This window comes from Janthinobacterium sp. GW456P (assembly GCF_002127655.1).
Taxonomy (GTDB): domain Bacteria; phylum Pseudomonadota; class Gammaproteobacteria; order Burkholderiales; family Burkholderiaceae_D; genus Janthinobacterium.
The window spans coordinates 310,674-324,824 of sequence record NZ_NEHB01000001.1; the positions used below are offsets into that span (position 1 = coordinate 310,674).

The 14,151-nt window shown below is 63.9% G+C and carries 14 protein-coding genes; 7 read left to right on the forward strand and 7 right to left on the reverse strand.

Going from position 1 to position 14,151, the window contains the following annotated elements:
- Positions 1-73 precede the first annotated feature (73 nt).
- Positions 74-1,396: a homoserine dehydrogenase gene (locus CBW66_RS01260; protein ID WP_086136276.1), complete on the forward strand. Its 1,323-nt coding sequence runs from the start codon at positions 74-76 to the stop codon at positions 1,394-1,396.
- Between the two features lie 62 nt (positions 1,397-1,458).
- Here CBW66_RS01260 and CBW66_RS01265 read toward each other — a convergent pair whose 3' ends face one another.
- From CBW66_RS01265 to CBW66_RS01280, 4 genes are all read right to left on the reverse strand, one after another.
- Positions 1,459-1,824 carry a ribonuclease E inhibitor RraB gene (locus CBW66_RS01265; protein ID WP_086136277.1) on the reverse strand — a complete coding sequence of 122 codons (366 nt, stop codon included), beginning with the start codon at positions 1,822-1,824 and terminating at the stop codon, positions 1,459-1,461.
- A 156-nt stretch (positions 1,825-1,980) separates the two neighbouring features.
- The gene (locus CBW66_RS01270; RefSeq protein WP_086136278.1) at positions 1,981-2,544 is read right to left on the reverse strand and encodes an outer membrane beta-barrel protein; all 564 of its coding nucleotides are present in this window, start codon (positions 2,542-2,544) and stop codon (positions 1,981-1,983) included.
- A gap of 168 nt (positions 2,545-2,712) precedes the next feature.
- A complete protein-coding gene (locus CBW66_RS01275) occupies positions 2,713-4,215 on the reverse strand; it encodes a sensor histidine kinase (protein WP_139841528.1) in 1,503 nt (500 codons plus the stop codon).
- Positions 4,212-4,934, reverse strand: a complete 723-nt coding sequence (locus CBW66_RS01280) for a response regulator (protein ID WP_086136439.1) — start codon at positions 4,932-4,934, stop codon at positions 4,212-4,214. Before CBW66_RS01280 ends, CBW66_RS01275 begins: the two co-directional genes overlap by 4 nt.
- Before the next feature lie 214 nt (positions 4,935-5,148).
- Between CBW66_RS01280 and CBW66_RS01285 the strand changes: the two genes are divergently transcribed.
- The 6 genes from CBW66_RS01285 (at position 5,149) to CBW66_RS01310 (ending at position 12,362) form a co-directional block, all read left to right on the forward strand.
- Positions 5,149-6,210, forward strand: coding sequence for a porin (locus CBW66_RS01285; protein ID WP_086136279.1), 1,062 nt, complete (start codon positions 5,149-5,151; stop codon positions 6,208-6,210).
- Positions 6,211-6,213: 3 nt separating this feature from the next.
- On the forward strand, positions 6,214-7,209 hold the full coding sequence (locus tag CBW66_RS01290) for a tripartite tricarboxylate transporter substrate binding protein (protein ID WP_086136280.1): 996 nt from the start codon (positions 6,214-6,216) through the stop codon (positions 7,207-7,209).
- Between the two features lie 43 nt (positions 7,210-7,252).
- Positions 7,253-8,350, forward strand: coding sequence for an ABC transporter substrate-binding protein (locus CBW66_RS01295; protein ID WP_086136281.1), 1,098 nt, complete (start codon positions 7,253-7,255; stop codon positions 8,348-8,350).
- Between the two features lie 78 nt (positions 8,351-8,428).
- Entirely contained in the window at positions 8,429-10,219 is a 1,791-nt protein-coding gene (locus CBW66_RS01300) for an iron ABC transporter permease (protein WP_086136440.1), read from the forward strand.
- Between the two features lie 20 nt (positions 10,220-10,239).
- Entirely contained in the window at positions 10,240-11,313 is a 1,074-nt protein-coding gene (locus CBW66_RS01305; protein WP_086136282.1) for an ABC transporter ATP-binding protein, read from the forward strand.
- A gap of 2 nt (positions 11,314-11,315) precedes the next feature.
- Positions 11,316-12,362 carry an AbrB family transcriptional regulator gene (locus CBW66_RS01310; protein ID WP_086136283.1) on the forward strand — a complete coding sequence of 349 codons (1,047 nt, stop codon included), beginning with the start codon at positions 11,316-11,318 and terminating at the stop codon, positions 12,360-12,362.
- Here CBW66_RS01310 and CBW66_RS01315 read toward each other — a convergent pair.
- From CBW66_RS01315 to CBW66_RS01325, 3 genes are read right to left on the reverse strand one after another with little or no spacing between them, the layout of a single operon-like run.
- The gene (locus tag CBW66_RS01315) at positions 12,359-13,141 is read right to left on the reverse strand and encodes a DUF2145 domain-containing protein (protein ID WP_086136284.1); all 783 of its coding nucleotides are present in this window, start codon (positions 13,139-13,141) and stop codon (positions 12,359-12,361) included. The two genes, CBW66_RS01310 and CBW66_RS01315, sit on opposite strands and share 4 nt — an antisense overlap.
- 5 nt (positions 13,142-13,146) lie before the next feature.
- Complete coding sequence (locus CBW66_RS01320; RefSeq protein WP_139841529.1) at positions 13,147-13,560, reverse strand: hypothetical protein; 414 nt, start codon at positions 13,558-13,560, stop codon at positions 13,147-13,149.
- Between the two features lie 19 nt (positions 13,561-13,579).
- A complete protein-coding gene (locus CBW66_RS01325; RefSeq protein ID WP_086136286.1) occupies positions 13,580-14,002 on the reverse strand; it encodes a hypothetical protein in 423 nt (140 codons plus the stop codon).
- Positions 14,003-14,151: the final 149 nt, after the last annotated feature.

The window sequence follows — 14,151 nt, forward strand, 5'->3', positions numbered from 1 at the left end:
CCGGCCAGCAGCAATACCGATCAACCTGGCGCCGCACTGTGCGGCGCCACTTAATGAGCAGTCAGGTACAACTATGAAATCCATCAAGATCGGCCTGCTGGGCCTGGGCAATGTCGGCTTCGGCACGTTCAGCGTCCTGCAGCGCAACCAGGAAGAAATCAAGCGCCGCGCGGGCCGCGGCATTGACGTCGTCGCCGTCGCCGTGCGCGACGTGGCGCGCGCCGAAGCGCTGGTCGCCGGCGGCTGCAAGGTCGTCAATGACCCGCACCTGATCGTCAACGATCCCGAGATCGACATCGTCGTCGAACTGATCGGCGGCTACGACCTGTCGAAAACCCTGGTGATGCAGGCCATCGCCAACGGCAAGCACGTGGTCACGGCCAACAAGGCCCTGCTGGCCGTGCACGGCAACGAAATCTTCGCCGCCGCCCAGGACAAGGGCGTGATGGTGGCCTTCGAAGCGGCCGTCGCCGGCGGCATCCCCATCATCAAGGCGCTGCGCGAAGGCTTGACGGCCAACCGCATCGAATGGATCGCCGGCATCATCAACGGCACCACCAATTTCATCCTGTCCGAAATGCGCGACAAGGGGCTGGACTTTGCCACGGTGCTGAAACAGGCGCAGGAACTCGGTTACGCGGAAGCCGACCCCACCTTCGACATCGAAGGCGTCGACGCCGCGCACAAGGCCACCATCATGTCGGCCATCGCCTTCGGCATCCCGGTGCAGTTCGACAAGGCCTACGTGGAAGGCATCAGCAACCTCAATGCCGTCGACATCCGCTATGCCGAGCAGCTGGGCTACCGCATCAAGCTGCTGGGCATCACCAAGCGCGCCATCGTCAATGGCGTGGAAGGCATCGAGCTGCGCGTGCATCCGACCCTGATCCCGGCCAAGCGCCTGATCGCCAACGTGGAAGGCGCGATGAACGCGGTGCTGGTGCACGGCGACGCCGTCGGCGCCAGCCTGTACTCGGGCCGCGGCGCGGGCGCCGAGCCGACCGCCTCGTCGGTGATCGCCGACCTGGTCGATATCACCCGCCTGGCCACGGCCGACCCGGAACACCGCGTGCCGCACCTGGCCTTCCAGCCGAACGCGATGACCAACATTGAAATATTGCCGATGTCGGAAATCACCACCAGCTACTACCTGCGCATGCATGTGGCCGACCAGCCGGGCGTGCTGGCCGACCTGACGCGCATCCTGGCCGAGCGCGGCATCTCGATCGACGCCATGCTGCAAAAAGAGCCGGCCGAGGGCGAGACGCACACGGACATCATCATGCTGACGCACCAGACGCAGGAAAAGAACGTCACGGCCGCCATCGAGAAAATGGAAGCCTTGCACAGCGTGGTGGGCACGGTCACCAAGATCCGCCTGGAAAACCTGAGCTGATTTTCACCTGGCTGCATGCAAAACGGCGCCCGCGGGCGCCGTTTTTTGATGGGCAGACTGTCTTACAGCTGCGGCACGTCGGGCGCACCGACCGGGCCGACATCCATGCCGTCATAGCTGGCCAGCTGGTTTTCCTGGGCAAACGCCATCAGTTCGCCATTGCGTGCATGCAGGCTGTCGACGCCATGCACTTCGGCTTTTTCCACGTGCAGCACCCACACGGGCGCGGCGGCCGGGTCGTCCAGTTCGGGCTGGTACAGTTCCACCGGGCGGTAGCCCTGCAGCGCCAGCAAGGTGGCGGCCTGCTCCAGCGGCTCGGAAGTGGGGTTGGTGAAGTAATAGCCCCACAGCAGCGGCTGGGATAAATCCCACGGCGCGTTTTCGGCGATATTGGCAAACAGTTCGGTTACGTCTTCTTTGGTCATCATGGCGGGATCTTTCGGTCGATTTCAGGGCGCGATCTTAACATCGGCGCCCGTGACGCGCCACGCGCCCATAAAAAAAACCGGCTGTGCAGCCGGTTTTTTTATCCGCCATTAAAACGGCGGGATGCTGATTCACGCACGCGTGAATCAGCACTTGAATTAGAACTTGTAACGCAGGCCGATCGACAGCAGGTCGGCTTTCAATTTGTCGCCGCCTTCGCTTGCTACCTTGCCGAAGTTTTCATATTCAGCAACAGCCGACAGGTTTTTGTTGATGTTGTAAGCGGCGCCGATGCCAAAGATGGCGGAGGTTTTGTTTTTCGAATTGCTTTCACGGAAATTCAATTCGCTGATAGTGATTTTGGCGCGGTTTTGCGCAACGCCAGCCTTGGCGAACAACGAGAACTGTTCGTTCAGTGGCAGGGTGCCGGTCGCGGCGACGTAGAATGCGTGGTTTTTCGCTTCCAGTTTCGTGCCGTCGATGGTGCGGTCTACTTTGCCGAGGTCGACATAGCCAGCTTCCGCGCCGAAGTTTTGCGTGAAGTTGTAGCCAGCGTAGGCTTTGTAGCCGGTATCGCTTTTCTTGCTCGAACCTTCTTGATCGATGGACAGCTTCATTTCCGAACGGCCGACGTTAGCGCCGATGTAGGCGCCTTCGGCTTGGGCGAACAATGGGAATGCCAGGGCGGCGCCGACGACTGCTGCGAACAATTGCTTTTTCATATTAATCCTAGATAATTAATGCGGAGAGACTGCCTCGCCGCTTAATGGGAACCGAATTGTATAGGGATGAATATGTTTATGTAAGGCAATTATTTAAAAAATATTACAAATAATGTACTTGTTGTTTTGGTGCAACATTTAATATTGAAGACATATCTGTCTGGCGCCTCATGCGGCGCCGCTGAAATGCACGCTGACTTTCAAGCCGTGCCCATTGGTCGCCGTCGCCAGTTCCAGCCTGGCGCCATGCAGGGCGGCGATGTCGCGCACGATGGCCAGGCCCAGTCCCGCGCCGCCCGGGTTGCTCTCGAGCGCCGTGCCGACGCGGTAAAACGGCGTAAACACGCGCTCGCGTTCGGCTGGCGGGATGCCGGCGCCGCTGTCTTCCACTTCCAGCACCGTTTCACGGCCATCGCTGTCCTTGTCCGGCGCGCGCACGCGCAGGATCACGCTGCCGCCATGCGGGGTGTAGCGCAGGGCGTTGTCGACCAGGTTGGCCACCAGTTCATGCAGCAGCAGGGCCTGGCCATGCACGGGCGCTTCGTCGGGCGCTTCCAGCGACAGGTCAATATTTTTGGCGACGGCGGCCATGGCCATTTCCAGTCCCACCTGCTGCGCCACGTCGCGCAGCGCGACGGTGTCCATCGCCAGATTTTCGCCGCCATGCTCGATGCGCGCCAGGGTCAGGAGGCGGTTGGCCAGCAGCACGGTCGAATCGGTGGTGGCGGCGATTGAGCGCACGATGTCGCGCAGGGCGGCGATGTCCGGCGGCGCGCCCGCCTGGCGGTCGCACTCGCGCACGGCCAGTTCGGCCTGGGTTTTCAGCACCGTCAACGGCGTGCGCAGCTGGTGCGAGGCGTCGGCGATGAAGCGGCGCTGGCTGGCGATCAACTGCTGCAGGCGCGACATGGAACCGTTCATGGCGCTCACCAGCGGACGCATTTCCTTGTGCACGAGGGCGGGATCGACGTCGGACAGGTCGGACAGGGTGCGCGTCTCGACTTCCATCTTCAAGCGCATCAGCGGGCGCAGCACCAGGCGCACGGCAAACCACACGAGGGCGCCCATCACCAGCACCATCGCCGCCTGCCAGATCAGGGTGTCGAACAGGATCTGGTTCGACAGGCCGCGCCGCGCGTCCAGCGTTTCGGCCACCTGGATCAGGGCGATGCCGCGCATCGAGTCGTCGTACACGGGCTGCAGCAGGGCGGCGATGCGGATCGGCTTGCCGTGGTAGTCGGCGTGGTAGAAGCGCACCAGTGCCGGATAATTCTGCGAACGGGGTACGTTTTTCGGCACGGGCGGCAAGTCGCCATAGCCCGACACCATTTCGCCGTTGATGCCCGTGACCTTGTAATAGATGCGGCCCAGGGTATCGGTCTCGAAGCTGTCGAGCGCCACATAGGGCACTTCGGCCACGACCTTGCCGTTGACGATGGAGACGCGCTCGGCCAGCGCCCGCGTCGACGCCAGCAAGGAGCGGTCGTAGGCCATGTCGGCCGCGTCGAGCGCGTTGCGGTAGACAAAAACGGCATCGAGCAGCACCAGCATCACCAGCGGGATGAGCAGCCAGCGCAGCAGCTGGCTGCGCAGGCTGCCCAGCGGCCGGCCCTGCGCCCAGCGCCGGCGCAGGCGCTCGAACAGGGGCAGGCGCGGCGTGACGGCGCTCATTTTGGCGTGGCCGGCGCCATCGCGCTGCGCGGCTGCAGCAGGTAGCCGATGCCGCGCAGGGTGGTGATGACAGCGCCGTCGGGAGAGCCGCTTTCCACGCCGTTTTCCAGTTTCTTGCGGACGCGGTGGATATACAGTTCGATGGCGTCCAGGTTGGCGTCGTCGGCCAGCGCGAACACTTCGTCGAACAGCTTTTCCTTCGACACGGCGCGCCCCGAGCGCGTGATCAGCGCTTCGAGCACGGCATGTTCGCGCGGCGTCAGGGCCAGCGCCGCACCACCATAGCTGAACATGCGCGTGACGGTATCGAAACTCAGGGCGCCGCAGCTGTGCACCAGCGCTTCGTTGCCCTGGCTGCGGCGCAGCAGGGCTTTCACGCGCGCTTCCAGTTCGGCCAGTTCGAACGGCTTGGCCATGTAGTCGTCCGCGCCCAGGTTCAGGCCCTGCACCTTGTCATCGAGGCCGCCGCGCGCCGTGAGTATCATGACGGGAGTCTTGCCGCGCGTGCCGCCGCGCGCGCGCAGGCGGCGCAGCACGTCCAGGCCATCCATCTTCGGCAGGGAGAGGTCGAGCAGCACCAGGGAATATTCCTGCGTATGCAGCAGGGCGTCGGCATCGGCGCCGTTGTGGGCGGTCTCCACCGTCAGGTGCGCGTCGCGCAGGGCCTTTGCCAGCCAGTGCGACAGCTCCAGATGGTCTTCCACTAATAATATGCGCATGGTCTCCGCCATTCGTTTGAATTGGTGCAGTGTAAGCCTCTCGGCACGCCGCCGACAGGGGCCGCAATGAATTTGTTGGTATTGCCTGTGGCTGGCCGGCGACACCTGTCAGTCTGAAAGCGAATTGAAAGGATCACGATCATATAGTGTGATCCTGATTCATGAAATTGATCAGGCATATCACTAATAACTATATCTGAGGGAGACACTCTACATGAAGAAAACCGCATTCTCGCTGGCCGCCGTGGCGGTCCTCGCCGCCGCTGGCAGCGCCCAGGCCCAGTCGAACGTCACCCTGTACGGCCGCCTGGACGCCGGCATCAGCAACACCAGCAACGCCGGTCCGAACAAAAGCTCGATGACGCAGGTGAGCTCCGGCGGCATGAACACCTCGCGCTGGGGCATCCTGGGCAGCGAAGACCTGGGCGGCGGCCTGAAAGCCGTCTTCAATCTGGAAGGCGGCATCCTGGTCGACACGGGCGCGGCCGACGGCGCGCTGTTCAAGCGCCAGGCCAATGTGGGCCTGGAAGGCGCGTTTGGCCGCGTCGTGCTGGGACGCTCGTTTACCACCGTGTACGACTTCGTGCTGCCGTTCGATCCGATGGCGTATGCGCCGTTCTACTCGTGGGCCACCTCGGGCAACGCGACGGGCCCGAGCAAATACGGCATGACGACGGCCTTCGACAACATGGTCAAGTACTCGGGCAAGACGGGCGACTTCAGCTACGGCGCCTCGTACGGCTTCGGCGAACAGTCGACGGGCACTTCGGACAGCGCCAAGCTGTCGACGGCCGTTACCTACAAGACGGGTCCTGTCAGCCTGCTGGCCACGTATGAACAGGTGAACGGCAATGCCATCGCCGGCGGCGCGCGCGACAAGACCACCGTGTACCACCTGGGCGCCATGTACGACGACGGCCCGTGGAAAGTGCAGGCGGCGGCGCGCGACTACAAGCTCGATCCGGCAGCGGCCGGCAAGGCCGACGTGCGCGGCACCCTGTACTGGGGCGGCGTCAGCTACAAGACCACGCCGGTCATCACCCTGACGGGCGTGATCTACTACCAGGACGTGAAGAACGTGGCCGCCAATACGGATGCCGATCCGATCATGTACGTGGCGCGCGTGCGCTATGCGCTGTCCAAGCGCACCGACCTGTACGTGGCTGGCGCCTATGCCAAGGCCAAGCACAACCAGCTGGTCAGCCTGTCGCGCGACGATGCCGGTTTCGGCGACACGCAGCGCGGCCTGATCGCCGGCATCCAGCACCGCTTCTAAGGCATGACGATGCCGCGCACCGCGTTCCTGTCGCTGCTGCTGTTGTCTGCGCTGGTGCCCGCGCCGGCAACAGCGGCCGCGCCTGAAGTCGATTGCGTGGTGCCGTCCAAGCCGGGAGGCGCCATGGACCTGACCTGCAAGCTGGCGCAGAAAGGGCTGCTGCAGCCCGATCCGGCGGCGGCGGCGCCGTTCGCGTCCTCGGTGCGCATCAGCTATCTGCCCGGCGGCATCGGCGCGGTGGCGTGGCGTTCGATGGGCTCGCAGCGCCGGCGTGCCGAAGCCAACACCCTGGTGGTGTTTTCGGGCGGCTCGCTGCTGAACCTGGCGCAAGGCAAGTTCGGCAACGCCAAGACGGGCGACGTGCGCTGGGTGGCGGCGCTGGGCGCCGACTACGGCATGATCGCCGTGCGCAGCGACTCTCCCTACAAGAGCCTGGCCGACCTGATCGCCGCGCTCAAGCGCCACCCCGACAAGGTGCTGATCGGCGTCTCCGGCACCATCGGCAGCCAGGACTGGCTGAAGATGGCGCTGGTGGCGCGCCATGCCGGCATCGACCCGAAAGTGCTGCGCTTCGTGGCGCTGGAAGGCGGCGGCGAGATCTTCACGGCGATGCAGGCTGATTACGTGCAGGTGATGTCGGGCGACACGTCGGAAGCGACCCTGAATGCAGGCGACAGCCATGCGCGCGTGCTGGCGGTGCTGTCGGAAAAGCGCCTGCCCGGCGTGCTGGCTGGCGTACCGACGGCGCGCGAGCAGGGCATCGACGTGGTCTGGCCCATCATCCGCGGCGTGTGGATGGGGCCACAGGTGCCGGAAGCGGATTACCGGCGCTGGGTGGCCAGTTTTGAACGCGCCATGGCCACGCCGCAGTTTGCCCAGTGGCGCACGCAGGCGGGCATGTATCCGTTCGCGCTGACGGGCGACAAATTGACGCAGTACGTGAACCAGGCGGTCGAACGCTATTCCAGGCAGGCTGCCGAACTGGGCCTGATGCGCTGAAGCCAATAGCAAACCATACAACAATCACAGACGGAGACAAACCATGCAAACCAAGACCATACTCGCCATCGCCCTGGCAGCCGCTTTCGCGGGTACCGCCGGCGCCGCCTTCGCCCAGGTGCCGGCAGGTTATCCGGCCGACTACCAGAAGATCATCGACGCGGCCAAGAAGGAAGGCAAGGTGGTGATCTACAGCGCCACCGACAGCAAGGCCGCCGCGCCGCTGATCAAGGATTTCAGCGCGCTGTATCCGGGCATCTCGGTTGAATACAACGACATGAATTCGACAGAAGTGTACAACCGCTTCATTTCCGAAGTGGCCGCCGGCGGCAACACGGCCGACGTGATGTGGTCGTCGGCGATGGACTTGCAGATGCGCCTGGCCTCCGACGGCTACGCCCTGAAATACAAGTCGGTCGAAGCGGCGAAGATCCCCGGCTGGGCCATGTGGGACGACCAGGCTTACGGCACCACGTTCGAGCCGGCCGCCATCGTCTACAACAAGCGATTGCTCGATCCGAAGGAAGTGCCGAAGAATCACGACGACTTCGTCAAGCTGATCGCCACGCCGAAATTCAAGGACAAGGTCACCACCTACGACATCGAAAAATCGGGCGTTGGCTTCATGTTCATGGCGCAGGATGCGAAGGAATATCCGCAGTTCCTGGCCCTGGAAAACGCGTTCGGCACGGCCAAGGTGCGCGTGCAGTCGTCGACGGGCACCATGATGGAACGCATTTCGTCCGGTGAAAACCTGATCGGCTACAACGTGCTCGGCTCCTACGCCCTGGTGCGCGCCAAGACCGATCCGTCGATCGGCGTGGTGCTGCCCAAGGATTACACGCTGATCCTGTCGCGCGTGCAGTTCATCAACAAGAACGCGAAGAACGTCAATGCCAGCAAGCTGTGGCTCGATTACATTCTGTCGCACCGCGGCCAGACCATCATCGCCAACGGTGCCAAGCTGTTCGCCATCCGCGCCGACGTCACGGGCGAAACGACATCGGCGGAACTGATCAAGGAAATCGGCGCGGCCAACGTCAAGCCGATTCCCGTGCACCCGATCATCCTGCAATTTTTGGGACCTGCCAAGCGCATGGCGTTCCTGAAGCAGTGGAAAGAGACCGCCGGCAAGAAGTAAAAATAGCCAATGCCGTCTTGGCCGCCCGCGAGCCTGGCTTGCGGGCGCATGCCGCACCCTTCATTCATTGGATTCATCATGCAAACTGCTATCTTGCCGCTGCCTGCACGGTCGCGCTCTCCCTTGTCGCGCCTGAACTGGCCGCGCGGCGTGGTCGTGGCGATCACGCTGGTCGCCATCTTCCTGCCGCTGTTCCTGATTTTTTACCAGAGCTTTTTGAACGCGCCGTTTTTCATGCCCATGCGCGAATTTGGCTTTGATTCCTACCGTTTCATCTTCGATGATCCCGATTTCGCCATGGCCTTCAAGAATGGCCTGATGCTGGCCCTGGGCCTGACCGTGATCGCCGTGCCGCTGGGCGGCATGCTGGCCTTTTTGATGGTGCGCACGGATTTGCCGGGCCGCGGCTGGGTGGCGCCCATGCTGCTGGTGCCGATCTTTGTGTCGCCGATGGTGATGGGCTTCGGCTACGTCGTCTCGATGGGACCCGTGGGCTTTTACTCGATCTGGGCCAAGGAGCTGCTCGGCTTCGTGCCCTGGAATATTTACTCCTTCACCAGCATCGTCATCATCGCCGGCCTGACGCACGTGCCGCACGTCTACCTGTACGCCTCCTCGGCCCTGAAAAGCCTGGGCTCGGACGTCGAGGAAGCGGCCCGCGTGGCCGGCGCCTCGCCGATCCAGGTGATGCTCAATGTCTCGCTGCCGATGATCATGCCGGCCCTGGCGTATGCGGGCGTGCTGGTGTTCTTCCTCGGCTTCGAGGTGTTCGGCCTGGTGCTGGTGCTCGGCGATCCGGAAGGCCACCTGGTGCTGCCGACCTATCTGTACAAACTGACCAACAAGCTCGGTACGCCGTCGTATCACCTGATGGCCGCCGTCGCCGTGTGCCTGGTGATGGTGACCATGCCGCTGGTGATGATACAGCGCTGGCTGCTCAAGTCCGCCAACAAGTATGTGTCGATCAAGGGCAAGGGCGCGCGCAGCAAGGCCATGCCGCTGGGCCGCTGGAAGTGGCTGGCGTTTGCCTTGCTGGCCGGCTGGCTGATCTTCACCATCATCCTGCCGTTGACGGGCATCGTGCTGCGCTCCTTCGTGCAGTACTGGGGCGAGGGCGTGCACCTGGCCGACGTATTGACCTTGCAGCATTTCCGCGACATTTTCGACCAGCCTTCGCTGGTGCGCGGCATCGTCAACACCATCCTGATCGGCGTCGTCGGCGGCGCGCTGGCCGTCGGCTGCTACAGCTTCATCGCGCTGGCCATGCACCGCAAGCAGGACGGCATCACGCGCCTGCTCGATTACAGCGTGCTGGTGCCGCGCGCCGTGCCGGGCCTGCTGGCCGGCCTGTCGTTCCTGTGGGTCTTCCTGTTCGTGCCGGCCTGGCTCGACGGCATATTGAAAGGCATGGACAACGGCGTGGCGCTGTGGCTGAGCGGCCATGTGATTCCCGTGCTGCGCGAAGTGCGCTCGACGATTTTCGCCCTGTGGCTCGCGTATTCGGTGGTGTGGATGGCCTACGGCATGCGCCTCATTTCCACGGCGCTGCTGCAAGTGGGGCCGGAGCTGGAAGAGGCGGCGCGCGCCGTTGGCGCCAGCCGCGGCCAGGTGACGCGCGACGTGACCCTGCCGCTGATCAAATACGGCTTGCTGGGCGCCTGGCTGATGGTGTTCCTGATCTTCGAGCGCGAATATTCGACGGGCGTGTATCTGCTCTCGCCGGGCACGGAAGTGATCGGCGCCATGCTGGTGTCGCTGTGGGCGGGCGGCTCGACCGACCTGGTGGCGGCGCTGTCCTTCATCAATATCACCCTGGTGGCCATCGGCCTGGGCATCGCCTTGCGTTTTGGCGTGAAACTCCATAATTAATAGAAGACTGAGACCACATCATGAATGAATTGACCGTCAATGAATTGCACCTGGACTATGGCACGGGCGCTGCCGCCAACCAGATCCTGAAGGGTGTCTCGATGCACCTGAAAAAAGGCGAAGTGGTCGCCCTGCTGGGGCCTTCGGGCAGCGGCAAGACCACCTTGCTGCGCGCCGTGGCCGGGCTGGAAAGCCCGAAGGCGGGCACCATCGAAATCGGTCCGCGCAATGTCTTCGACGGCGCCAGACACTTCGAGATGCCGGCCGAGCAGCGCAACCTGGGGCTGGTGTTCCAGTCGTATGCGCTGTGGCCGCACAAGACCGTGTTCGACAACGTCGCCTATGGCCTCAAATTGCGCAAGATGGGCAGCACGGAAATCGCCGCGCGCATCAAGGAAGTGTTGACGCAGCTGGGCCTGGGGCACCTGGGCGAACGCTATCCGCACCAGCTGTCCGGCGGCCAGCAGCAGCGCGTGGCGATCGCCCGCGCGCTGGTGTACAACCCGCCCGTGATCCTGCTCGACGAACCGCTGTCGAACCTGGACGCCAAGCTGCGCGAAGAAGCGCGCGCCTTCCTGCGCGAACTGATCGTGCGCCTGGGTCTGTCGGCCCTGATGGTGACGCATGACCAGGGCGAGGCGATGGCCATTTCCGACCGCATCCTGCTGCTCAATAACGGCAAGATCGAGCAGCAGGGCACGCCGCAAAGCATGTATGAAACGCCGGACACCCTGTTTACGGCCGAATTCATGGGCAGTAACAACCGCCTGCCCGGCAAGGTGGTGCAGCGCGACGGCAGCGCCGTGCGCCTGCTGGTCGACGGCGCTTCCATGCAGGGCGTGGCGCGCGGCGCCAACGTGGGCACGGAAGTGACGACCATGGTGCGCGTCGAGGAAGTGAAGATCAGCGCCACGCAGGTGGACAACGCCATCGAACTGCCGCTGCTGACTTGCATGTACCTGGGTGACCGCTGGGAATGCCTGTTCGAGCGGGGCGGCGCCGAGAACATCAGCCTGCGCGCGTATTCGCGCCACAAGCTCGAAGCGGGCAAGTACTGGCTGCACATGCCGGCCGATAAGCTCTGGGTGTTTTAACGGTGCCGTGGTGGCCGCGCTGGCGCGCCTTTGCTGCCGCGCTGGCCGCCGGGCTGGCGGGCGCCGCCATCTGCCTGTGGCTGCACACGCCGTTGCCGTGGATGATCGGCCCCCTGTTTGCCACGGCCGCCCTGCGCCTGGCAGGGCGCGAACTGGCTTGCCCCGTGCGCGTGCGCGAGGCGGGCCAGTGGGCCATCGGCACGGCCCTGGGCCTGTATTTCACGGCGCCCGTGCTGGCCGTCCTCATTCTCTATATGCCGTGGATCGCCGGCACCGTGCTGTTCGCGCTGGCGCTGGGGGCGTCCGGCGCCATGCTGCTGCGGCGCCTTTCCGGCGTCGACCGCGCCACCGCCTTCTTTGCCATGGCCGTCGGCGGCGCGTCCGAGATGGCGGTGCAGAGCGAGCGCCATGGCGCCGACGTGGGCAAGGTCGCCGCCGCGCACAGCCTGCGCATGATGCTGGTGGTGGCGACCATTCCCTTCGGCGTGCGCTACTGGGGCAGCCATGGCCTGGCAGCGGGGCATGAAAGCTTCGTGCCGGGTGCCGCGCTGGTCGACTATGGCGGGCTGGCTCTGCTGGTCTGCATCACGGTACTGGCGGCCCTCGCCTTGAAACGGGGCCAGTTGCCGAATGCCTGGGTCATCGGCCCGCTGCTGGCCGCGCTGCTGCTGACGGCGTGCGGCATCCATCTGTCGCGCCTGCCCGAATGGATGCTGCGCGCGGGCCAGCTGTTCATCGGCATCGCCCTGGGCACGCGCTTCAGCCCCGCCTTCCTGCATGCCGCGCCCCGCTACCTGGCCGGCGTTGCCCTGTGCAGTGTCCTGATGCTGCTGCTGGCGGCCGCCTTCGGACTGGGCTTGGCGCACTGGCTGGGCATCCATCCGGGCACGGCCATCCTGGCCACCTCGCCCGGCGGCATCGCCGAGATGTCGCTGACGGCCAGGACCCTGCACCTGGGCGTGCCCATCGTCACGGCCTTCCACGTGGCGCGCATGGTGGTACTGGTATTGCTGACCGGGCCGCTGTTCCGGCTGCTGCAGCGTCCTTAGTTCCGCACGACGATTTCCTGCACCTGCGGCTCGCGCTGGCGCATGAAGCGCACGATGGAGTCGACGGTGACGACGTCGATCTGGCGCGTCATGCGGCGCTCGAACGGGTGATCGTCAAAGGCGATATTGGCGCGGAACATGCGCGCGCCCAGGCGCGTGGCGGCGGGGATGCTCAGCGTTTGCGGCGCGTAGCTGGCGCTGCGCAGCCAGCCTTGCGCTTCGGCGCGCGTTTCGATCTTGCCAGGCTCGTTGCTGGCGGCGGCCAGGGTTTCCAGCACCCATTGGTTTGAGTTCTGGTACTTGGTGGAAAACGGGTAGGCCAGCATATTGTAGTGCGCCTCATGCAAGCGCTTGGGCGTGTTGCTGGCCAGCAGGCGTGCCAGTTGCTGCTGCGTATCCTGGCCGGGAATCAGGATCATGCTTTCATACATGAACACATCATCCATGAAGAAATTGCCCAAGCCTTCGTTGTACAGCGACGACTGCGCCGTGCCGCATTCATTGAGTTCATGCACCACCAGCCAGCGCCCCTTCGGGTGGTCGCGCCAGGCCAGCGCCATGTGCGAATAGCGCAAATTGTATTTCGACAGGTCCTGCCCGGCGCGCGCGATCAGCGCCACCTGCGCGCCCGAGGCGTCGAGCGCCTGCAGGGTCTTTTGCGCCAGGTCCATCGATTTGACGAGGGTGGTCGCATCCGTTTGCTTTTCCTCGCACGAGCGCCCCGCATGGGCGGCACCGGCCAGGGCCAGGCTGAGAACAATGACGGTCAGGCGTTTCATGGGGTTCACGCTTTCGAATGGTGGAGGATGGCATTGCCGGCCGCGTTCGGCACATAGGCGATGGCTTTGCCCGACAGCATCAGCATGTGGCCCGTCGAGACGGCCACTACCTTGACTACCGTGCCGGCCGCCAGCGACAGGCCTTGCATGGCCTTCTGGCTCAGCTTGACGGAAGCCGTGGCGGCGGACGATGCGCCCTTGGCCGCGCTTTTGAGCACGAGCACGCTGCCGTCGGCCACGTCTTCCACCTTGTCGATGACGATTTCACCGGCGGCGGCCAGCACCGACATGGAGCCGACCAGGACGATGGCCGAGGCCATGCTGGCGTTGTCGGAGGCGTTGGTGGTATCGGAGTTGGCCTGGGCCAGCGGCGCCATGGCGGCGGCGCACAGCAGGGTCATGGCGAGTAGGTGTTTCATGGAGGTCCTGTTGTCGGTATTACGCTTTGGAGTGGTGCAGCAGCGCCTTGCCCAGTTCGTTCGGAATGAAGGCGATGGCCTTGCCGGAAAGAACCAGCATATGGCCGGTGGACAGCGCCACCACATTGACCACGGTGCCGGCCGCCAGCGACAGGCCCTTGGCCGCTTGCGTGCTCATCTGGATGGACGCGCCGCCCGCTTCGGAGGCGCCTTTCAGCACGATGACGATGCCTTCGCCCACTGTTTCCACGCTGGCAACGACGACCTGGCCGGAGGCGACCAGCATGGACATGGACCCGGCGACGACGATGGCGGAACCCTGGCTGAGGTTTTGCGAGCCTTTCGACAGGTTCTCCGAGGCGGCGGCGTGGACCAGGCCGGGGGCGGCCACGCAGAGCGTCAGCAGCGACAGGGACAGGCAGAGGGGCAGCAGGCGTTTCATGTGTTTCTCCTTCAAGTGTGCCAAGTGGCAACGCCATCATTGTAGACTGTGGGCAATTGGTCAATGAAAACGCTACTCGTAGCGGGCAGGCATACCGCAGGTAGCGTATTGCGCTACTTTTTTGCCGCTGGAACCGATGCTATTTTTAT